We start from the raw sequence: 21,959 nt of genomic DNA, 5'->3' as shown, positions 1-21,959 counted from the left end.
GTATTCATTATTTTATTTGTGCTATTTTTGTTATTATTTTATGTGAAACCGATATTATTCATACAATATCTTTTTAAAATTTAGGTATTATTAATGTTCAAAAGTTTCATACACTTTGTGAACCATCCCTAAATATATAACTCTTCGATATTATTTCTATGGTTAACTTATAAACTAAAGTTTTTTTTGACTTTGGCTACCAAATTAAATCGTTATCTGATTGTTCAAAATAAACATATTATTTAATTATAATAATCCTACTTACGCTATTTTACTTTTAAAAAAGTTGTTTGTAATGTCTAACGCCATTGCTGCATTACAAGGATAAAAAAATCCTTTCTTATTTTAACGTTTCAGCAAAGGATAGCAAGTAAATTAAAATTGCTATTTTATAAATAGTTATCAATATTTTGTATTTCTTATAAATCTTGTTCAACCAAAAAAGAAAATCTTACTTTTTAGTATGAGTACTTTATACGGAAACATCATGTAAACCTGAAACTTTTTTTACAATTTTTCGTCTTAAAGCTCATTTCACTTAATTAAAAATAAGCAACAAATTACATCGTGCAACGTTGTTCTTAATCAGTATAATAATTACGAATAAAAACAATTAACAAGAGACAAGAACGATTTATGGACTTATCGGAAAAAAAAACACTCATTGAATTTACTACTCGTTGGTTGAATCAGTTTGATTACGCACCACAAAGTGAAGAATTGCATTCCATACCCTCACCTTGTATTTTAAAAACTCAACAACTCACTGTATTTTGGCGACCATTTATCTTACAACCACCAAGAGATCTCTCCATTGTTGAAGAAGTTGTAGGTATCACCTTACATCCCTGTTCACACATTTTTTATGGCACACAATATGCTGGCAATATGGCAGCTAAATTAGCTGACACAAACTTAACTTTAATTCAAACTTGGAATGATGATGATTTTTCAAACTTAGAAAGAAATTTAATAGCCCATTTATCTCAACAAAAAAAATTAAAACGCGTTCCAACCATTTTTATAGCTGCGACAGATGAAGATACTGAAATAATTTCCTTAAACAATTTAACCGGAGAGGTTGTAAAAGAAGATTTGATTACTGGAGAGTTAATTACACTAAGCCAAAATTTAACTACTTTTTTAAATAAACTCATTGTTATTAATTAAATAACAATTATTAATCGATAACTCGAGCAATAAGTCAGTACTGATATTGATCGGTAAAAGTAAATATTTTCGAAATTGTAACTTATAAACGAATGTGTATATAATGCTTTAAAAGTCATTAGATTAGATAGGTGAATTATGTTTGAATATTTAACAGCCGCGTCAGCCGATCCCATTTTAGGGCTAGCAGATCTTTATAATAAAGATGAACGCACCAATAAGATTAATTTAAGTGTTGGTGTTTACAAGGACGAAACCACCAGAACACCTATTTTAGAAAGTGTAAAGAAGGCGGAGCATTCATTATTAACTGACGAAACTACTAAAAGTTATTTACCAATTGTTGGCGCGAGTCCATTTAACGAAGCGACACAAACGTTACTTTTTGGTCATAAAAATGAACGTGCAAGAACAGCCCAAGCGCCAGGAGGAACCGGTGCTCTACGTATAATGGCTGATTTTCTATCTCGCCGTACTAAAGTAAAACGCATTTGGATAAGTAATCCATCTTGGCCTAATCACCGGAGTGTATTTCAAACAGCTGGTCTTGAAGTAAGGGAATACGACTATTACAATCCTCAGACACATAGTCTTGATTTTGATGCCATGATGAGTAGTTTAAGTCAAGTCACTACCAGTGAAGCAGTACTATTCCATGGTTGTTGTCATAACCCTACGGGTATCGATCCTACACCAGAACAATGGCAAGCAATTTCAGATCTAGCACTAAAAAATGGCTGGTTACCTCTATTTGATTTAGCTTACCAAGGTTTTGGAGAAGGTGTTGAAGAAGATGTGTATGGATTGAGATTATTTGCTAATCATCAACCAGAATTGCTTATTGCGAGTTCTTATTCAAAAAACTTTGGGCTATATAATGAGCGCGTGGGAGCATTTACATTAATCGCTGCGAATGCCGAAATTGCTGAGCGTGCTTTTAGTCAAGTTAAAACTATTATCCGTGCGAATTATTCAAATCCTCCAGCTCATGGAGCTAAAATTGTCTCTTATATTTTAAACAATGACGAGTTAAAAGAAGAGTGGATTGATGAATTAACCAACATGCGTCAACGTATTCATCGTATGCGACAATTATTTGTTAAAACGTTACAAGATAAAGGTGCAAATCAAGACTTTAGCTTTATAGCTAAGCAAAATGGAATGTTCTCATTTAGTGGCTTAAGTGAAGAGCAAGTTATAAAGTTACGTAATGATTATGGCATTTATATTGTTAATTCAGGAAGGATCAATATTGCAGGAATGACTATTGATAATATGTCCAGACTTTGTGAATCAATTGTTGAAGTACTCTAAAACCTATTAATTCCTTGAATAAAAATTTAAAATATCATAGGCAAACTAAGGAAATGATACAATTTCCTTAGTCATTGCGAGAAACAATAAAAATTCTAATCCACTAAAATTGCAGTAATCCATCAAAATAAAAACAATTTTATCTCTAAGTGATTTTGAATAAACCACTGTATCTTTCATTCTCTATTTTTATTCCTTTTAGTTATATCAATATACAAACTGATTATTAGACGCTAATCCATTAATTATTAATAATTGAACAGTAGAATATAGAAAATAATTGGGGGCAGTTTGGTGGCATCACACGTTTTAGATTTTTTAATTTTGGGAAATAATTTTAGCACCAGTGAAATGCGGGCGATTTGGTCAGAGCAAAATCGTTTAGAAAAGCAAGTCGATGTAGAAGTCGCCTTAGCAAAAGCCGAAGGTCAATTAGGCGTGATCCCCGCTGATGTAGCTAGTGAGATTATAAAAAAAGCAGATGCATCAAAATTATCTTTACAGCAAATTGCAAACGAAGCAGCAAAAGCTAAACACTCATTAATGTCAACCATTAACGCACTACAAAAACAGGTGGGCGAAGCGGGCCAATTTATTCATTATGGAGCAACCACTCAAGATATCGTTGATACGGCAACTGTCTTACAATTAAAGCAATCTTTTGCCATTGTTGAACGTGACACGAAACTTATTGCCATTGAACTTAAACGATTAGCTAAGCAATATCAATATCTTCCTATGGTTGGGCGCACTCACGGTATGCAAGCGCTACCGACCACTTTTGGCTTTAAATTAGCGGTTTGGTTGGATGAGTTTGTACGTCATTTACAACGTTTAACTGAAATAAAACAACGAGTGTTAGTTGGAAACATCAGCGGCGCTGTTTGCACTTATGCATCAATAGGGAAATTAGGTCCTCTAATTGAAGCTCGTGCATTATCGAGTCTTGGTCTTAATACCCCAAATATCGGTTGGCAATCAGCCCGCGACCGTTTTTCGGAATATGCCTCAGTCATTGCCTTAATTAGTGGTACACTAGGCAAAATTGGCAATGAGTTTTATAACTTAATGCGTACTGAAATAAACGAAGTCGAAGAACCGTTTTCAGAAGGTAAAATTGGTTCAACAACTATGCCTCATAAACGTAATCCAGCAGCCTTAGAAGGTTTAGCGAGCTTAACCGCCCCTCTATTAAAAAGTGTGGCGTTAATCCACGAATCGATGAAAGTTGAACATGAGCGTGATGCCATGAGTTGGCGGGCAGAATGGATTGCCTTACCCGAAATCAATTTATATATCTCTGCTCAATTGCAAAGCGCATTCACTATTTTTAAAGGTTTGAAAGTGAATAGCGATCGCATGTTAGCAAATTTGTTAATGCAAAATGGGCTTTTGTTATCCGAAAAAGTCATGTTTGAAATTGGTAAGCGTTTAGGAAAACAAACTGCCCATCATCTGGTGTATAACTGTGCTATGCAAGCCTTTGAACAAAATAGAGCGTTCAAAGAGGTGTTGTTAGATGATCCATTACTGAATAAAGAGTTTACTTTAGCAGAACTTGATAGCTGGCTTGAACCAATTAATTATCTGGGCACGGCACCAGAAAAAGTGCAGCAAGTTATCAATTATGCTGAGCAAAGTGGAGTACTAGTATGAACTTCCGCTTGATTAATCAGTCTGATATTTCCGCATATCAGACTTTATTACACAATGCGTATCAAATGGCAACCAATTTAGGGATTCATTTTGCCGCGGCCTCAGTGAATTATGAGCAAATTACCCATCATATGGAATGCAATGCAGTTTATCTGTCTGAAAAAGGAGGTGAACTAGTTTCAACCTTAAGTATCCGCTTCCCATGGGGAAATAACCCAGGACCTTATGGATTACCGCATCTAGGTTGGTTTGCTACCGATCCCAAATATAAAGGGAAAGGTTATGGCAACCAATTATGGGATTGGGTAGAACAACAAATCCTAATTAATCAATTAAAACTACCCGCGGTCACTTTAGGTACAGCACAAAATCACCCTTGGTTGGTACAAATGTATATTAAAAAAGGCTTTCGTCCAATTGGTCAAGCTGATTTAACGATGGATCATACGACTATTTATTTCGAAAAAATCTTTAATCAACATAGCTATACCGAATGGAAAAATAGGAATTATAAAAAATGAATAAAATGATAACATTATTCTCTACTGCAATATTCACTTGTTTAGCGTTAGTCAGTTGCGATAATCAATCGAGCAAGCCAACAACTGAACAAAATGTTCTAAAAGTAGGTTCCACTGGGCAAAGTTATCCCAATGGTTATAAACAAAATGATAAATTAGTAGGATTTGATGTTGAGGTCACTGAAGCTATCGCAAAAGAGCTCGGTTATAAAATTGAGTGGATTATTGCAGAATTTGGCGGTTTAATGGGACAATTTGATTCAGGGCGTTTAGATACCATTGCCAATGCCGTTGCAATTACCCCAGAGCGTGAAGCTAAATATGATTTTTCCTATATTTACAGCTTTTATGGCAGTCAAATCGTTACTCATAAAAACAATAAAAATATAAATCAACTATATGATTTTAAAGGTAAAATTATTGCCGGAGTGCTTGGCTCTAATCATATCAATAATCTAAAACACGCTTTCCCTAAAAATGACATTATAATAAAAACCTATGAAACACGAGATGGTGCTATGTATGATACTGAATATCAGCGTGTTGATGGATATATCAATTCAAAACCTATATTACTTGCCGAAATCAAACGCAAAAACTTACCGTTTAAATTAGTCGGTAAGCCCATCACTATTGAACAGGTAGCGTTTCCATTTAGTAAAAATGAAAAAGGCCAAGCACTACGTGAAAAATTTAATCAGGCTATAGAAAAACTGCGTGCTAATGGCACATTGCAAAACATTGCAATTAAATATTTTGGTGAAGATATTACCTCATGAATTTTAATGTAACTTATTTTTTTAGTGTGTTCCCACAGATTTTACCTTATCTGCCAGTCACACTCTTTATTGCTATCGTATCGATCATATTTGCCATTGTTTTTGGGTTAGCAATTGCATTATTACGTAATCATAAAATGATGATGATTGATGCTATCTTTGCGCTATTTATTTCATTATTTCGTGGTATTCCTTCTGTTGTATTATTGTTTATTATTTACTATGGTTTACCACAAATTTTTCCGATATTAAAGCAGATTGGTGCAACGACAGCAGCAATTATTTGCTTTAGTTTAAAATATTCAGCTTATTTAGCCGAAATATTTCGTGCGGGCTTGGCATCAGTTGATCAAGGACAAAAAGAAGCTGGTTTAACCTCAGGTCTTAGTAACTTTCAAGTTTACCGTGGCATTATACTGCCACAAGCACTGGTTAATGCCCTACCCAATACAGGCAATATGTTTATTTCATTACTTAAAGACTCATCGGTGGCTTTTTTTGTTGGCGTACAAGAATTATTAGCAGCAGGAAAAATGTTAACGGCTAATTCTTTCCTTTATTTTGAAACTTACTTAGCTGTCGGTATTGTTTATTGGTTTACTGTTGTTGTCTATTCTTGGATACAAAAAAAGATTGAGAGCAAGCTCAGTAAACCCTATCATCGTTAAGGAGAAAGGTAATGATTTCTGTTTCACATTTATCTAAACGCTTTGCCGATAATGAGGTTTTAAAAGATATTAATTTAAATATTAAACAAGGTGAAGTAGTAGCCATTATTGGTCCTTCGGGTTCAGGTAAATCGACCTTGTTGCGTTGTTTGAATTTACTGGAAAAACCGAATACGGGGACAATCAAAATAGGTGAGGTTGCGCTAAATAGTAAACATTATCGCAATAAAGAAGAGATAAGCTTGCGCAAACAATCGTCCATGGTTTTTCAACACTATAATTTATTTAAAAATAAAACCGCATTAGAAAATATTACTTATCCATTAATCATTGGGCAAAAAATCGATAAAGATAACGCCAAACAACATGGGCTATCTTTACTTAAGCGAGTGGGTATGTTGCCTTATGCGAATCAATATCCAATCACCTTATCGGGCGGTCAACAACAACGAGTCGCTATTGCTAGAGCATTGGCAGTAAGACCCAAAGTACTATTATTTGATGAACCTACATCGGCACTCGACCCTGAACGAGTCCACGAGGTTCTGCAAGTGATGTTACAGTTAGCTAAAGAACATATTACGATGATCATTGTCACGCACGAAATGGAGTTTGCTAAATATGTTGCCGATCGCATCATCTTTATGGCAAATGGTGTAATTGTTGAAGAAGGTCCAGCAAAATCAATTATCGATAATCCACAAAATGAACTGACTCAACGCTTTTTATGCCAAATTACTGATAAAATTGATTTTGAAATTTAATCAAGATAAGTCAATAAAACTTATTTAGCATTTTCATTTTACAATGTTAAAACATACTGTGCTATAAATTGGTTAATCGTTAAACCTGAGGCTAAATTTTTGATATCAGCTAATAAACTTTTTGCTTTTTGTTGGTCTTTGATTGCATCTGTTAGTTTTAATAACATCTCCATTTGGCTATAAGGATTTCTAGGTGATCCTTTTGGAACATCAATACGTTGACTAATTTTTTCTCCTGTATCTAGCTCAATTTCAATTACAACATATCGACCGTTATAGGCGTCAGCATGGGGGGCAAGGTTGATTTGATAACTACGCTGCATTTTTTGCATCAGTATTCGAATCTGTCCTGGAATAGGATTGGATCTAAATTGCTCAAAATTAAGCGGGATACCTAATAGAGTTAACGCTAAAATATATTCAGCTGAAAACCGCCCCTGCTCAGCTATTACAGGATTATTATATATTAATGCGGCATCACTGTTTACTGGTGAAAAAAATAGGGTAATATGGCTAATATGGTGAACATTAAATTGTAGGTGTTGATAAAGTAACTGACCAGCATCAGCAATATAAGCTGCGGCAGAACAAAAACAATAGGTTTTAAACCATAGCCCAGGGTGTTCTATTCTCCAAACGATTCCCCACTGACTTAAATCAAAATTATCATTACCCTGCCCATAAACAGCTAAAAATCCTAGTTTTTCGTCTAAAAAGTCCTTCTCTGCAGTGATTCCACTGCGTAACCATTGAACAGATTGTATCGCATGCTGAGCGGCTAACCCTGCATGCAAAAACTTAATGGGGGTACCCATCACTAGACGGATACCTGATGCTTGAGTCGCCGACAATGTCAAAGCTTGCCGCAAAAAAGGTTCATTATAAAGGTAACAAATAGCAGCTGTGGCAGCGATACCACCTAAGGTGAGAGTTGCATGCCATCCTTTTTCATAATGCTTTGGATTAACGCTTTTACCTAGTCTCGCCATAACTTCAATACCAATAACATAAGCGGTCAAAAAACGCTTACCATCAATAGGAGATTGAATCTCATCTAATTGTATACTAGCAAATAGTGCTGATAAAATAACGGCGGAAGGATGTCCACGGATATCAGAATGGACATCATCATAATCTAAACAATGCGCTTGAAAACCATTAAATAATGCCGCTTGACGGGCTGTCGCTAATTTTTTTTGTCCTAGCAACCAAGCTTTGGCTTTACCCCCTTCATCATCAATCCAATTAAGCAATCGATGGATATCGACTTCATGACGAGCTTGTAAACTACTAGCAAAATAATCAACCACACCATTGATTGCGCATTCAATTGTCCTAGGATCGTTAATTATGGGAGTATTTGCTATTAAAAAACTTAATTGTTGGCCTAAATTCATTTTTCATCTCAAAAAAATCGTTACATAACAAACTGAACCTGGTTACCATAACGTATAAAAAATTATAAGTTAAAGATTGTCTGGTTATAATTTAATAACTTTTAGTCATAACCCTTAGACTTTGAATATCCATTTTTTTACTTTTAATTTATATGCTAAAATAATGTGAGCAACATTTATTTTTAACACGACAAAAAATTAAATCCATTATGTCAATTTGTTATATCGCATTAGGTAGCAATTTGGACGATCCATTTGCACAAGCCAATCGAGCTATTACCGCATTAAAACAGTTATCTGCTACTCATATTTTAGCTATTTCACCATTTTACCGTAGTAAACCGTTAGGCCCTAAAGACCAAAATGATTATCTAAATGCTGTGATTAAAATGTCCACAGATTTGTCACCAATAGCTTTGCTCGATGAACTGCAAGCAATTGAGAAATCCCAAGGGCGTATTCGCAAAGACAATCGATGGGGAGCAAGAACCTTGGATTTGGATATTCTACTGTATGATAATTTAATTATTGATAGTGAGCGATTAACGATTCCTCATTATCATATGAAAAGTAGAGAATTTGTTCTTTATCCACTGTTTGATATCGCGCCGGATTTAATTTTACCTGACAACGATAAACTGCATGAGTTAGTGGTTAAATGTCCACTCAATGGCTTAATAAAGTGGAATAATTAATTATTTTGTTTAATAACATGGAGTTGTTTTATTTTTCTCTTACTTAACGCAAAAAAAAATTAAAAAAAATTTGCCAAAGGCTAAATTATTGCTATAGTTTACCGCCTGCAAATAATCTGTACATAAGGGGATTGTTTTGAAAAAGGAACAAAAAGTAAATACCTCTTCTCTTAGCCTGCTTTCAATTGCAGGACTTGAGCCTTATAAAGAGGCAAAAGGTGAGGAGTATATGAATCCTAACCAATTGAAACATTTTAAACTTATCTTAGAAGCATGGCTTTCACAATTACAAGGTGAAATGGGTAAAACTGTTTCTCACATGCAAGATGAAGCTGCAAATTTTCCAGATCCGGCTGATAGAGCAACTCAAGAAGAGGAATTCAGTCTTGAGTTACGCGCCCGTGATAGAGAACGTCGACTCATTAAGAAAATTGAAAAAACATTGAAGAAAATCGAAATAGATGATTTTGGTTATTGTGAATCTTGTGGCGTTGAAATTGGTATTCGTCGTTTAGAAGCGCGACCAACGGCTGATTTATGCATTGATTGTAAAACCTTAGCTGAACTTCGAGAAAAACAAATGGGTATATAATTCCATTTAATCAACGAGTTTACTTAATACGCCCATGCAATATATTGGTCGTTTTGCACCCTCACCTTCAGGACCATTACACTTTGGTTCGTTGGTGACCGCTTTAGGCAGCTACTTACAAGCCAAATACTGTCGTGGTAAATGGCTTGTTCGCATTGAAGATATCGACCCACCTAGGGAGGTTAAAGGGGCATCAACTCTCATTTTAAAAACTCTCGAAGCGCTCAATTTATATTGGGATGATGAAATTTTATATCAATCAAACTGTTGTAAACGTTATAAAACTGTTCTGCAATCGCTACTTAATAAACAACAAGCATATTACTGTGATTGCACAAGACAACGAATTCACAGTTTAGCAAATAAAATTTATGATGGATTTTGCCGTGATCGACCGTTGTCTGTTATTAATAGCGAACATATGGCGATTCGTATTAAACAAAATCATCCAGTTTTAGCCTTTACTGATAAAATACGAGGGAAACAAACTGTCCAACAAGCAGATGCCTTAGAAGATTTTATTATTCATCGCAAAAAGGGGTTATTTGCTTATAATCTAGTGGTCGTACTTGATGATCATGAGCAAGGCATTACAGAGATAGTACGCGGTGCCGATCTTCTACCTGTTACAACAAAACACATTTCACTGTATCAACTATTAGGTTTCAATGTTCCGACATATTGTCATTTACCTTTGGCCTTAGATAAAAATGGTAACAAGCTTTCTAAACAAAATCATGCCAGCCCTATTGATTTAAACAACCTTAAGGCATTAACTGTTCAAGCTTTACAATTTTTAGGACAAAAAGTGCCAAAAGATTGGCAAGATGCATCTCAACAGCAACTTTTAGATTGGGCGATTCAACACTGGCAGCTCACAAATATCCCAAAACATAATGCCAGTTATCCACCAATATAGGATAAATTCGGTGTGATACCAACATTATGATCATGTAGCAAATGTTTTTCTGGTTTAATCATTAATGAAGTAAGGATTTTGGTTTGTAATTGTGTTTTTTGATCTGGGCTTACCAACAAATCACGTAAATCAACGGCTGCATTACCAAACAAGCAATAATGTAATTTACCAACGGATGACACACGCAATCGATTACAGCTTTTACAAAAATCTTTGGAATATGGCATAATTAGCCCAATTTTACCTTGATAATCGTTATGTACATATACTTTGGCTGGTCCTGACAATGGAATCTTTGGTTGTAACTGCCATCCTTGAACAATGAGCTGTGATTCAATCATTGTACCAGCGGTATGATATCGTTCAAACACCTCATTACTATCACCGATTTCCATCAACTCAATAAAACGTAATTCTATTGGACGATGTTTAATCCATAATAGATAATCATCGAGATTGTCATTCATATTTTTCATCAAAACAGTATTAATTTTGACCTTTTTTATACCAACTTCCAATGATTTTTCAACACATTGCACTAGTTCTTTCAATTTATCTTGGCCCGTGATTAATTTGAATAAGTGTGGAGATAGGCTATCAATACTGATGTTAATTGCATTTAGCCCAGCTTGTTGCCAATGTGAAATATTTTTTAATAAACGCGATCCATTGGTAGTGATTGCCAGTTCCTTAATACTAGAATAAGAAGAAATCATTGCCAAAATATCAACAAAATCGCGTCGTAATGTTGGTTCTCCGCCGGTTAAACGAATTTTATTTACGCCAAGTTCATTGAAGGCAGATACAATATTATCAATTTCATTCAGTGAAAGAAACGTATGATTTTTATTAGGTCGATAACCATTTGGTAAACAATACTGGCACTGAAAATTACACAGCTCAGTAATCGATAAACGCAAATATTGAAATCGCCGTTGATAGTTATCAACTAATTGCATATAGAATTTAAACACCTTATCCAAATCGGGAAGCATAGCCATTTCTGCACTATACCGCGGCTAATTGACCATATGAATAACATTATCACTTAGGAAAAATAGCTTCAGAGTTTAGTTAAGTCTAGCACAGTCTTAATTTATTGACTATAAGCAACTATTTCATATCAACATAACAAAAATTGATTTATTTTTTATTTTAGACTTGACGTTATTATTACTGTTCCCTACATAGATAGCGTTAATGTAGCAAGGAATAATAGGTGCAGTTCGAAAGAAATGAACCTACAGAATATCTTTTTGTTTATGAATTAAATTTTTTTAATTAAATATCTTCTTCTATATCAGTATTTGATTATTCGTTTACATAGTCATTAATAAACTAAATTCATTTTCTATATCTTCATAGTGAGTTAATCAATCACTGTTATCAATGATTAAAATTGATCTAATTTTATACTACAATTACATTCAAATCCTTGTTGAATATCCTATTGAAAAATAGTTGATTAGAAAAGATCAGTTAAATTTTTCATAATCTATAAATCAACTTATTTATAAATTACGTTATTATCAGCTTTACTTATTTTTTATTCTATTTGAATATATAATAATTTTTTGCCGATAAAACCGTCAAATGGAGGTTGTAATGATTACCCATATTAGCCCATTAGGATCAATGGACTTACTTGCTCAAGCTGAAGTTGATATTTTAAAAAAATCAGCTAATAGTGATCTTTATCAGTTATTTAGAAATTGTTCTTTAGCAACACTCAATGCCGGCAGTAAAACCGATAATACTAAAGATCTGTTAGATAGATTCCAATCTTTCGAAATTAATGTTATTAGTAAAGAAAGGGGAGTTAAACTAGAGCTTATTAATGCACCTGAAAGTGCATTTGTTGATAAAAGAATTATTCGTTCAATTCAAGCTAATCTATTTGCCGTTTTACGTGATATTCTTTTTTTAAATAGCCAAATAATTGCAATAAAACATTTAGTTCCTAATGATAAACTTGAAAAAGAACGCTCTTACTACATCACCAACCTTGTTTTTTCAATTTTACGTAATGCTAACGCACTGCATGTTGGTGAAGAACCCAATCTCATTGTTTGTTGGGGTGGACACTCAATTAATGAAAGCGAATATTATTATGCTCGTCAAGTTGGTTTACAACTAGGATTGCGTGAGCTTAACATTTGTACTGGTTGTGGCCCTGGCATAATGGAAGCACCAATGAAAGGCGCCGCGGTAGGTCATGCACAACAACGTTATAAAGATAGCCGGTTTATTGGCATGACCGAACCATCAATTATTGCTGCCGAACCCCCAAATGCATTAGTAAATGAACTGATTATTATGCCGGATATTGAAAAACGTCTTGAAGCGTTTGTAAGAATGGCACACGGTATTATTATATTCCCAGGCGGACCTGGAACAGCCGAAGAATTACTTTATATTCTGGGTATCATGTTGAATCCTGCTAATAAAAACCAGACTCTACCACTAATTTTAACTGGTCCTAAAGAGTGTGAAGGTTATTTTGCAGCCATTGATGATTTTGTACGTAATACATTAGGCGAAGAAGCAACCAAGCTTTATCAAATTGTGATTGACTCACCTGAACAAGTTGCTCGTATTATGAAAGATGGAGTAAAACACGTAAAATCTTCGCGCTTAAAAACGGGTGATGCTTATGGGTTTAACTGGCTATTAAAAATTGATGAATCCCTACAACATCCTTTTGAACCACTGCACAAAAATATGGCTGCATTAAATCTGCATAAAAACCAACCTGTTGAATTACTGGCGGCAGATTTACGTAGAGCGTTCTCGGGTATTGTTGCCGGCAATGTCAAAGAATTTGGTATGAAACAAATTACCGAACATGGGCGATATAAACTACAAGGTGATCCTGAAATTATGAAACAGCTTGATAATTTATTAAGAAGTTTTATAAAACAAGACCGCATGAAACTACCAGGAGGAACCGCTTACCAACCCTGTTATGAGATTTGTTATTAACAGAAAGCCAAAACCCAACTATTATAATATTCCGCCGAAAACAATATCGACGGAATAATCTTTATTAAACATATTGTTAAAAATCACTCAAAATATCTAAAGCTTCTGATACTTTCTTCACTGCAAAAATCTGCATATTGTCGGGTTTCTTTTTAGGCATATTTGCAAACGGTACAATCGCTTTTTTAAAACCATGTTTAGCTGCTTCAAAAATTCTCTCTTGCCCACTTGGTACCGGACGAATTTCACCACCTAGACCAATTTCGCCCAATATCACAACGTCTTGCGGTAAAGGACGATTACGAAAACTTGATACTAATGCAGCTATCAATGCCAAATCAGCACTAGTTTCAGTAACTTTTACGCCACCAACAACATTAACAAAAATATCTTGATCGGCCATTTGTAATCCACCATGACGGTGCAAAACAGCTAACAATAACGCCAATCTATTTTGATCAAGACCTACGGTAACGCGTCTAGGGTTACCATATATAGAGTGATCAACTAAAGCCTGAATCTCAACCAATAGTGGACGCGTTCCTTCCCAAAGTACCATGACCGAACTGCCGGGCAACATCTCATCACCGCGACTTAAGAATATCGCAGATGGATTACTGACCTCTTTTAAACCTTGTTCGGTCATGGCAAATACACCAAGTTCATTTACTGCACCAAAACGGTTTTTATGACTGCGTAGCGTTCTAAAACGAGAATCGGCATCCCCATCTAATAAAATGGAACAGTCAATACAGTGCTCAAGGACTTTTGGACCTGCCAGCGAACCATCTTTAGTGACATGTCCAACCATAATAATGGCAATCCCTTTTGTTTTGGCAAAGCGTGTTAAATAAGCTGCAGTTTCCCGCACTTGTGCCACGCTTCCAGGTGAAGATTGAATATCGGCAAGGTGCATCACTTGAATTGAGTCAATTACCATAAGTTTAGGTTGTGATTGTTCAGCCTGTAGACAAATTTGTTCAATGCTGGTTTCAGATAACATATTAATATTATCGGTTGGTAAACCTAATCTATGAGCCCGCATAGCAACTTGTTGCAGTGATTCTTCACCTGTTACATACAATGTATTCATTTGTACAGATAATTTACTCATCGTTTGTAACAATAAAGTACTTTTTCCAGCCCCTGGATTACCGCCAATTAATATGGCACTGCCAGGCACAACTCCGCCACCTAACACACGATCGAATTCAAAAAATCCAGTTGAAAATCTTGGTAAGGCTTCTAAACTAATTTCCGATAATTTTTGAATCTTGGCTTGACCTGTTCCACCAGCGTAACCCGTTAATCTGTCATTACGTGATGAGGTGCTTGCTAACCTAACTTCAGTAATCGTATTCCAAGCATGGCAAGCACTACACTGACCTTGCCAGCGCGGATAATCTGCACCACAATCATTACACACATAAGCACGTTTAACGGTTTTTGCCAAGTTATTCTCCTAACCTTCACTTAATAAACTGGTTGATAAAATACACCATAAACCAGTTAAATCTGCATAATTAATACTAATTCTCGCCTTTTCAACAACTTTGGGTTTACCATGATAAGCTACGCCAAGTCCAGCAATCCGAATCATCATTAAATCATTTGCTCCATCACCAATTGCAACAGTTTGTTCAATTGGAATATCAAGCGAAGCTGCTAATTGCTGCAATGTTCTTGCCTTGTACTTAGCATCCACAATATCACCAATCACTTTACCAGTTAGTTTGTCATTTTTAATTTCTAATTGATTAGCATAAGCATCAACTAACTTTAATTTTTGTTTAAGATGATCAGCAAAATAGGTAAATCCCCCAGAGGCAATAGCAACATGCCAATTTTTTTTGTACAACTCACGAACTAAATAAGTTAGTCCTGGCGTAAGTGGTAGCCTGTCTTTCACTTCTTGTAAGATGTTTTGAGATGCACCTTTTAATGTCGCAACTCTTTTACGTAAACTAGTTGAAAAATCTAGTTCTCCGCGCATAGCTTGTTCAGTAACGGCAGCAACTTGCTCGCCAACCCCATGCAATTTAGCCAATTCATCAATACATTCAATGCCAATTGCAGTTGAATCCATATCCATGATAAGTAGACCAGGAGAATGCAACGTTGGTAGATTATCAATTGGTGCAACATCAATACCTAAAGTCAGTGAGATGGATTTAGCTTTTTTAGGCATTACCCCAGCGATACGAACAATTTGATAGGTTTTGATTGTCCACGATGACACAATCACCATTGGCATAGCCAGTTTATTTTGGAATGTTGATAATATTGTTTTATTCAATTTCTTTCCATAAATAATCCAACCGGTTTTACCTGCATTGTAATCAAGCGGAACAACCTCACAACCATTTAAAGAAAGCGGTAATCCTTGCCAATCTTGAATATTTTCAGGTAAATCATTATAGGTGAGTGTGTAAGCCATATCAGAAAATCATTATAACGTAAAACGAAATCAGAATTTAGCATATCTACAAAAGATTGTCCAAATTGGAATTTAGCTTATCTAATATTCAACTTTTAAATTCAAATATTTGAACACAAAATATTTAAAACGGTATAGACTCCTAAATATTTTTTACAAAATATGTAATTTTATATTCAAACATCCATTTTATAGCGAACAAAACCATCAAAATATTACTGCAAAAGATGATTATTAATTTGAAAATTCGTAATATTCACCAATTTTATCCAGATTACAAAATCAATGTATAAGAAGAACAAGTCGCTTTACTTAGCATGATCTAATCGTGCTAAAATACCTTGTGTATTGGTTTCACATGCCAGCAATACTTGAAATATGGTTTGATGAGGTATTAACCTATCAATTTGCTTATGGCTTACAAAGGCATAAATTAAAAGATTAAAAATGATTACAAAGGTTAACTTTAGGACAAATAGAGCAAAATTTTATAAATATCACCCTGAATTAATGAATAACTTATTCGAATCCATTAAGATTTCAGCATGATACATACCAATGTAATATCTATCCTGTACTTTTATAAGATATGACACCTGTTATTGAAGAGTAAAACGACGATAAAAGCAAAAGTATTATAACATAGTAAGCAACTAGCTAAATTAATTAAAATTACAGCAAGTAGCACAACGGTAATGCATTAATTATTTTTTAATAGAGCATGACATTTTTAAAATGCACTAACTCTTTTTTTTAAAACAGAATAGAAAAAACCATCACCACCTTGTGCAGTCGGTAAAAATTGTTTCATGTCACCCACAAGTTGGGCATTGCTGTTTTCTTGCAAAAAACGCTCAATTTGTAATTTATTTTCATCAGGTAGGATTGAACAGGTAGCATAAACTAAAATGCCATTTACTTTAAGATATGGCCAAATTTGAGTTATAATTTCGTGTTGTAATTCAGTTAATTGTGTAATATCGCTATCGCGACGTAACCACTTGATATCAGGATGGCGACGAATCACTCCTGTTGCCGAGCATGGTGAATCAAGCAAAATACGGTCAAATTGTCTGCCTTTGCACCATTTCTCAGGTGTCAACCCATCCCCCACTTTCACTTCTGCTACTTGTTTTAAGCGTGCCAGATTTTCTTCAATACGTTTAGCACGACACGCATCAACATCTACTGCTAATAAATTTGCTTTTGGTGCAATTTCTAAAATATGGGTTGTTTTACCACCTGGTGCGGCACACATATCCAAAATTTGCTCACCATTTTTGGGTGCTAACAAATATGCAGCATATTGAGCAGATAAATCCTGTACTGTAACTGCTCCTTCTGCAAAATAAGGTAACTTCGCTACATTTACAGGAGACAATAACCTAATAGCACAAGGTAAATCAGCAAAAGTCTCTGATTCAATTTGCTGTTCAGCTAACAATTGTTGATACTCACTAACAGAATAGTGATTAAGATTAACTCGTAACCACATTGGCGGTTTTTGGTTATTCGCATTGACAATATTTGTCCATTGCTGTGGATAAGCTTGTTTTAGACGATTAAGTAACCAACTTGGATGCAAGGTTTGAGTTGTCTGCTGTTTATCATCCTGTACAAATTTTTGTTGTAATGATTGCTGTTGGCGTAAAAATTCACGCAATACGCCATTTACTAATCCTTTGAGCGATGATTTGTTTAAATCATTTACGGCATTCACTGTTTCGCCTACTGCGGCATGTTCAGGGATTCGGGTATATAAAATTTGGTAAATGCCCACTAACAATAAATAGTGTAAAACTCGATTTTTTCCAGTAAGAATTTTATTCATCAAAGTATGAATATAAAAATTAAGTTCAGGCAAAACACGCATCACACCAAAACAGATTTCTTGTACTAGAGCGCGATCTTTTTCCGCTATTTTATGGGTAAATAACGTTAAGGCCGTACTAAGCGATTGCCCCTCTTCAAGCACATTGAAAATCGCTTGCGCACAAATAGCTCGAATATTTGAATGTGACTTTTTATTCATAACCAATAATGACCTTAACTCATCTATCTAAATGTTTATAAAATTAATGATCCAACCCAGCCAGCAATAAATAATGGAATATTAAAATGAGTAAATGTTGGAATAACACTATCGCGGATATGATCATGCTGACCATCACTATTTAAGCCTGCTGATGTTGATAAAATAGTATCAGAAGGCGGAGATCCTGCATCACCAATCGCTCCAGATGCACCAATTAAACAAACAGTAGCAATAGGAGAAAAACCAAGTTGTACACAAAGTGGTACATAAATAGCAGCAATAATTGGTACAGTTGAAAATGAGGAACCAATACCTAAGGTGATAACCAGTCCAACAAGCATCATCATAAATGAAGCAATAACTTTATTGCCAGCGAATAACTCAGCACTATTGATAACTAAAGGTTCAATTTCGTGAGTCTGTTTCAAAACTTCGGCAAAACCTTGAGCTGAAATCATTACAAAACCAATCATCGCCATCATTTTGATACCATCAGTAAATACGCCGTCTGCTTCACCCCACTTAATTGAGCCTGATACAATAAAGCAAATAAAACCAACTAAAGCACCTAAAATCATTGATCCGGTGTAAAGTTGAATTGCGAACGATAAAATGACAGCTAATAATGAAACAATAAGTGAACGCTTATTCACATTGTTTAGTGCATCTAAATTAATTTCTTCACGAATAATTTTATATTCTCTTGGTTTTCGGTAACTTACAAAAATAGCCCACAATAAACCAATAAACATACCCAATGCAGGAATGGCCATCGCATGCATGACATTAACATGACTGACATCCATTCCTGATGAAATAATATTTTTTAACAAAATTTGATTTAAAAAGATATTACCGAAACCAACAGGTAAGAACATATAAGGTGTAATAAGACCAAAAGTCATGATACAAGCAATCATTCTTCTATCTAATTGCAAACGCGACATCACATATAAAAGTGGTGGAATCAATAGAGGGATAAAAGCGATATGTATAGGAATAATGTTTTGTGATGAAATACTAACCAGTGCAATAATGATAATTAATAACCATTTAATACGCTTTTTAGCACTACTGGTTGTAAGCTGTTTTATTGCCTTATCTGCTAATAATTCAGGCAAGCCTGATTTTGAAATCGCTACAGCAAAAGCGCCAAGCATAGCATAAGAAAGCGCAATATTAGCACCATTACTAATACCAGTATTAAAAGCATCGATCGTTTCTTTTAACGATAAATGGCTAAATAATCCGCCTACAAACGCACCAATAATTAAGCTGATTACCACATGAACACGGCAAAGAGACAAAATTAACATACAAATTACCGCAACCACAACTGCATTTATAGACGAGAACAAATCAAGCACTGTATTCATAAAAAGATTCTGGGTTAAGAAGCAAAGTTTAACATTTTAGGCTATAGATATAGAAAGTGCAATTGATAGAGTAGAACATAGATTGTAAATAACGTTAACGCAAAACATATTGATTTTTGTATAAATTTGCAACATTTCTAAACAAATTTTAATTAAAGATTATTGAAAGAGTTGTCTGATATTTAATCGTTATTGCTTTTAATCTACTGATTTTTATTTTTTTGATGTAACTCCCATTTTAATAAAAAATCCTTTTTTAACTTAGCAAGTGAACAATATCTTTTACTTTAAATAATAAATATTTTTAATAGAAATACCTATATTTATAGAAATAATATAACAAATCATGATTAAGCTAATTCAAAAATTACAGAGAATTTATATTTCCTATGAATTAAATTTTAATTAATAAGAAAGATAGGCTAAATATTAGTACGATAATGAATGCTATCACAATAATTCAGGTATGATAGCCAATTCAATCCATTTTATTCATAAATCAAACACGCCTGAAAATCTAAAAAGTGCTAAATGAGGATTGGTGGTATATGCAATTTTTCTATGATAGAAATCTAAACTAAACTAAAAAATATAAAGGAATGACTTTACCAAACACATAATTGTCGGGTATCAAAAGAAGCTTAGAAATTGATCTTGTGACATTATGAAAAGCATTACTTTAAATATTGATTTAAATTGAATGTTGTAATGATGAGCCATCCCTGTCAAAATCACTCATTTAACGCGCTATGGTGTATATTATAGATATTCGCGCGTAACTTAACTAGTTGAAGAAAAATCTTTATGTTATAAAACCTTGTGCTTTGATAAGGTTATTTTGGAGAATGTCTATGAGAGATAATATCGACGGTCATCACTTATTAATAGGATTAATGGCCTACCCAATCCGCCACAGTTTATCGCCACAAATGCAAAATATAAGCTATTCTAAATTGAATATACCTTATGTATATTTAGCATTCGAAGTGGATCAAGAAAAGTTACCGGATGCAATAAAAGGTTTAAGGGCATTAGGGTTACGTGGAAGTGCCGTATCGATGCCAAACAAACAATTAGTATGCCAATATTTAGATAAATTAACACCAGCGGTTGAAATAAGTGGCGCTTGTAACACCATTTCAAATGATAACGGCGTACTAACAGGTTACAACACTGATGGTATAGGCTATATGCGTATGCTTAAAGAGGCGAATGTTGATGTTATTGGTAAAAAAATAACAATTATGGGAGCGGGAGGTGCGGCAACAGCAATTGTTGTACAAGCAGCACTAGATGGTGTAAAAGAGATTGCCATATTTAACCAAAAAGACGAGTGTTACAGAAAAATCAAAGCGATAGCAAAAAAATTAAATAAAGATACTCAATGTAAGGTTCATATAACTGATCTTGATGATAAAAAACAATTACGCAAAGAAATTGCAGAAAGCGTCGTAATTTGTAATGCTACTGGCGTAGGTATGAAGCCATTAGAAAATCAAAGTTTAATAACCGATCCAACTATGCTAAGAGCAGATCTTGTGGTAACTGATTGTATTTATAGCCCACGAAAAACGAAATTACTTGAAATAGCAGAGCAACAAGGTTGTAAAATACTCAATGGTATTGGCATGATGTTATGGCAAGGCGCAGCACAAATTAAAATTTGGACTGGTGAAGAGGCACCTATTGAATATATAAAAGAAAAAATGGGATTTAAAGATCAATAGATAATCAAACCTATTTTTTAGATTTAAATACCACCATTATAATTGGTGGTGAAATTGATTGAATTAGATTCAATTAACATGATTTTTTACTAGCAGGATATTAAATGAAAACCGTTACTATTAAAGGAATTGAGATAGGTTCTGGCGCACCTAAAATTATCGTCCCTGTTGTCGGTAAAACCGAAGCAGAATTACTCGAAGAAATACTATTTTTACAATCAATCGATTTTGATGTGTTAGAATGGCGTGTTGATCACTTTACTCAAGTTGACAATATCAATGCTGTAAAACAGATAGCGAAACAAATTCGAGAACTTTTACCCAATAAACCTATTTTGTTTACTTTTAGAACAGAAAACGAAGGTGGTGTAAAACCTTGGCCATTAACTTCATATATGGAATTAAATAAACAAATAGCGCATAGTGGTTTAATCGATCTTATTGATGTTGAGGTGTTTATTGGTGATAACTATGTAAAAGAGATTATTCATATTGCCCATCAGCACAATGTTTTTGTGGTAGCATCCAACCACGATTTTGACAAAACCCCCCCTAAAAGCGATATCATCTATCGATTACGAAAAATGCAAGATTTAGGCGCTGATATTTCCAAAATTGCAGTCATGCCACAAACAACTGATGATGTTTTAACGTTACTTGCTGCAACAACCGAGATGAATGAAAAATACGCTGAAAAACCCATTATTACTATGTCTATGTCAGGTCTTGGTGTTGTGAGCCGCGTAGCTGGAACAATCTTTGGATCTTCAATGACATTTGGTGCAGCAAAAAATGCATCAGCACCAGGTCAATTAGATGTGCAAGAGTTACGTTATATTTTAGAGGTTTTATATCGAAGCAAAATCTAAGAAAACATTAAGTTTATTATTAATTAAAAAGTTATATTTAATTTGTCTTTAAGTAAAC

At 34.4% G+C, this 21,959-nt stretch carries 19 protein-coding genes, 1 pseudogene and 1 riboswitch; of the genes and pseudogenes, 14 read left to right on the top strand and 6 right to left on the bottom strand.

What is annotated here, in order from left to right; genetic code table 11:
• The first annotated feature begins 636 nt into the window (after positions 1-636).
• The 7 genes from syd (at position 637) to J3U19_RS08045 (ending at position 6,872) form a co-directional block, all read left to right on the top strand.
• Entirely contained in the window at positions 637-1,170 is a 534-nt protein-coding gene (gene syd, locus J3U19_RS08075) for a SecY-interacting protein (protein ID WP_267345996.1), read from the top strand.
• Positions 1,171-1,308: 138 nt separating this feature from the next.
• Positions 1,309-2,484 (top strand): aromatic amino acid transaminase, encoded by a 1,176-nt coding sequence (locus tag J3U19_RS08070; protein WP_267341214.1) that lies wholly within the window; start codon positions 1,309-1,311, stop codon positions 2,482-2,484.
• A 294-nt stretch (positions 2,485-2,778) separates the two neighbouring features.
• Positions 2,779-4,140, top strand: a complete 1,362-nt coding sequence (gene purB / locus J3U19_RS08065) for an adenylosuccinate lyase (protein WP_267341212.1) — start codon at positions 2,779-2,781, stop codon at positions 4,138-4,140.
• A complete protein-coding gene (locus J3U19_RS08060) occupies positions 4,137-4,661 on the top strand; it encodes a GNAT family N-acetyltransferase (RefSeq protein WP_267345994.1) in 525 nt (174 codons plus the stop codon). Before purB ends, J3U19_RS08060 begins: the two co-directional genes overlap by 4 nt.
• Positions 4,658-5,440: an amino acid ABC transporter substrate-binding protein gene (locus J3U19_RS08055; RefSeq protein ID WP_267345993.1), complete on the top strand. Its 783-nt coding sequence runs from the start codon at positions 4,658-4,660 to the stop codon at positions 5,438-5,440. The genes J3U19_RS08060 and J3U19_RS08055 overlap by 4 nt, the downstream gene beginning before the upstream one ends.
• Entirely contained in the window at positions 5,437-6,108 is a 672-nt protein-coding gene (locus J3U19_RS08050; RefSeq protein ID WP_267345992.1) for an amino acid ABC transporter permease, read from the top strand. The genes J3U19_RS08055 and J3U19_RS08050 overlap by 4 nt, the downstream gene beginning before the upstream one ends.
• Before the next feature lie 11 nt (positions 6,109-6,119).
• Entirely contained in the window at positions 6,120-6,872 is a 753-nt protein-coding gene (locus tag J3U19_RS08045; protein ID WP_267341206.1) for an amino acid ABC transporter ATP-binding protein, read from the top strand.
• Positions 6,873-6,910: 38 nt separating this feature from the next.
• Here J3U19_RS08045 and J3U19_RS08040 read toward each other — a convergent pair whose 3' ends face one another.
• A complete protein-coding gene (locus J3U19_RS08040) occupies positions 6,911-8,269 on the bottom strand; it encodes an MmgE/PrpD family protein (protein ID WP_267341204.1) in 1,359 nt (452 codons plus the stop codon).
• 209 nt (positions 8,270-8,478) lie between these two features.
• Here J3U19_RS08040 and folK point away from each other — a divergent pair, with 209 nt between their 5' ends.
• The 3 genes from folK to gluQRS all read left to right on the top strand — a co-directional run bounded on the left by folK (position 8,479) and on the right by gluQRS (position 10,475).
• Positions 8,479-8,964 carry a 2-amino-4-hydroxy-6-hydroxymethyldihydropteridine diphosphokinase gene (folK, locus tag J3U19_RS08035; RefSeq protein WP_267341203.1) on the top strand — a complete coding sequence of 162 codons (486 nt, stop codon included), beginning with the start codon at positions 8,479-8,481 and terminating at the stop codon, positions 8,962-8,964.
• Between the two features lie 136 nt (positions 8,965-9,100).
• Complete coding sequence (dksA, locus tag J3U19_RS08030) at positions 9,101-9,556, top strand: RNA polymerase-binding protein DksA (protein ID WP_267341202.1); 456 nt, start codon at positions 9,101-9,103, stop codon at positions 9,554-9,556.
• A gap of 34 nt (positions 9,557-9,590) precedes the next feature.
• Positions 9,591-10,475, top strand: coding sequence for a tRNA glutamyl-Q(34) synthetase GluQRS (gene gluQRS, locus J3U19_RS08025; protein WP_267341200.1), 885 nt, complete (start codon positions 9,591-9,593; stop codon positions 10,473-10,475).
• On the opposite strand, the gene moaA is transcribed toward gluQRS, so the two are convergent.
• Entirely contained in the window at positions 10,460-11,434 is a 975-nt protein-coding gene (moaA, locus tag J3U19_RS08020) for a GTP 3',8-cyclase MoaA (RefSeq protein WP_267341199.1), read from the bottom strand. The two genes, gluQRS and moaA, sit on opposite strands and share 16 nt — an antisense overlap.
• A riboswitch (molybdenum cofactor riboswitch) is annotated at positions 11,431-11,556 on the bottom strand. Its footprint overlaps the gene before it by 4 nt.
• Before the next feature lie 524 nt (positions 11,557-12,080).
• Here moaA and ppnN point away from each other — a divergent pair.
• On the top strand, positions 12,081-13,457 hold the full coding sequence (ppnN, locus tag J3U19_RS08015; protein WP_267345991.1) for a nucleotide 5'-monophosphate nucleosidase PpnN: 1,377 nt from the start codon (positions 12,081-12,083) through the stop codon (positions 13,455-13,457).
• A gap of 76 nt (positions 13,458-13,533) precedes the next feature.
• Here ppnN and radA read toward each other — a convergent pair whose 3' ends face one another.
• Positions 13,534-14,910, bottom strand: a complete 1,377-nt coding sequence (gene radA, locus J3U19_RS08010; RefSeq protein ID WP_267341196.1) for a DNA repair protein RadA — start codon at positions 14,908-14,910, stop codon at positions 13,534-13,536.
• A 9-nt stretch (positions 14,911-14,919) separates the two neighbouring features.
• Entirely contained in the window at positions 14,920-15,894 is a 975-nt protein-coding gene (serB, locus tag J3U19_RS08005; RefSeq protein WP_267341195.1) for a phosphoserine phosphatase, read from the bottom strand.
• Positions 15,895-16,061: 167 nt separating this feature from the next.
• On the opposite strand from serB, the pseudogene J3U19_RS11585 reads away from it, so the two are divergent.
• A pseudogene (locus tag J3U19_RS11585) lies at positions 16,062-16,336 on the top strand (NAD(P)H-dependent oxidoreductase); the annotation flags it as partial.
• 288 nt (positions 16,337-16,624) lie between these two features.
• Here the strand turns inward: J3U19_RS11585 and rsmB are convergent.
• Together rsmB and J3U19_RS07995 are read right to left on the bottom strand one after the other, a co-directional pair.
• Positions 16,625-17,926, bottom strand: a complete 1,302-nt coding sequence (gene rsmB / locus J3U19_RS08000) for a 16S rRNA (cytosine(967)-C(5))-methyltransferase RsmB (protein ID WP_267341193.1) — start codon at positions 17,924-17,926, stop codon at positions 16,625-16,627.
• Positions 17,927-17,961: 35 nt separating this feature from the next.
• Entirely contained in the window at positions 17,962-19,305 is a 1,344-nt protein-coding gene (locus J3U19_RS07995; protein ID WP_267341192.1) for a Na+/H+ antiporter family protein, read from the bottom strand.
• 851 nt (positions 19,306-20,156) lie between these two features.
• Here J3U19_RS07995 and J3U19_RS07990 point away from each other — a divergent pair.
• Both J3U19_RS07990 and aroD read left to right on the top strand, forming a co-directional pair.
• Positions 20,157-21,032 carry a shikimate dehydrogenase gene (locus tag J3U19_RS07990; RefSeq protein ID WP_267345989.1) on the top strand — a complete coding sequence of 292 codons (876 nt, stop codon included), beginning with the start codon at positions 20,157-20,159 and terminating at the stop codon, positions 21,030-21,032.
• 104 nt (positions 21,033-21,136) lie between these two features.
• Positions 21,137-21,901 carry a type I 3-dehydroquinate dehydratase gene (aroD, locus tag J3U19_RS07985; RefSeq protein WP_267341189.1) on the top strand — a complete coding sequence of 255 codons (765 nt, stop codon included), beginning with the start codon at positions 21,137-21,139 and terminating at the stop codon, positions 21,899-21,901.
• The last annotated feature ends 58 nt before the right edge of the window (positions 21,902-21,959 follow it).

It is taken from the genome of Gilliamella sp. B2828, assembly GCF_026537125.1.
Classification (GTDB): Bacteria; Pseudomonadota; Gammaproteobacteria; order Enterobacterales; family Orbaceae; genus Gilliamella.
The sequence above is the reverse complement of the archived record's forward strand: the minus strand, read 5'-3'. Positions and strand labels throughout refer to the sequence as shown.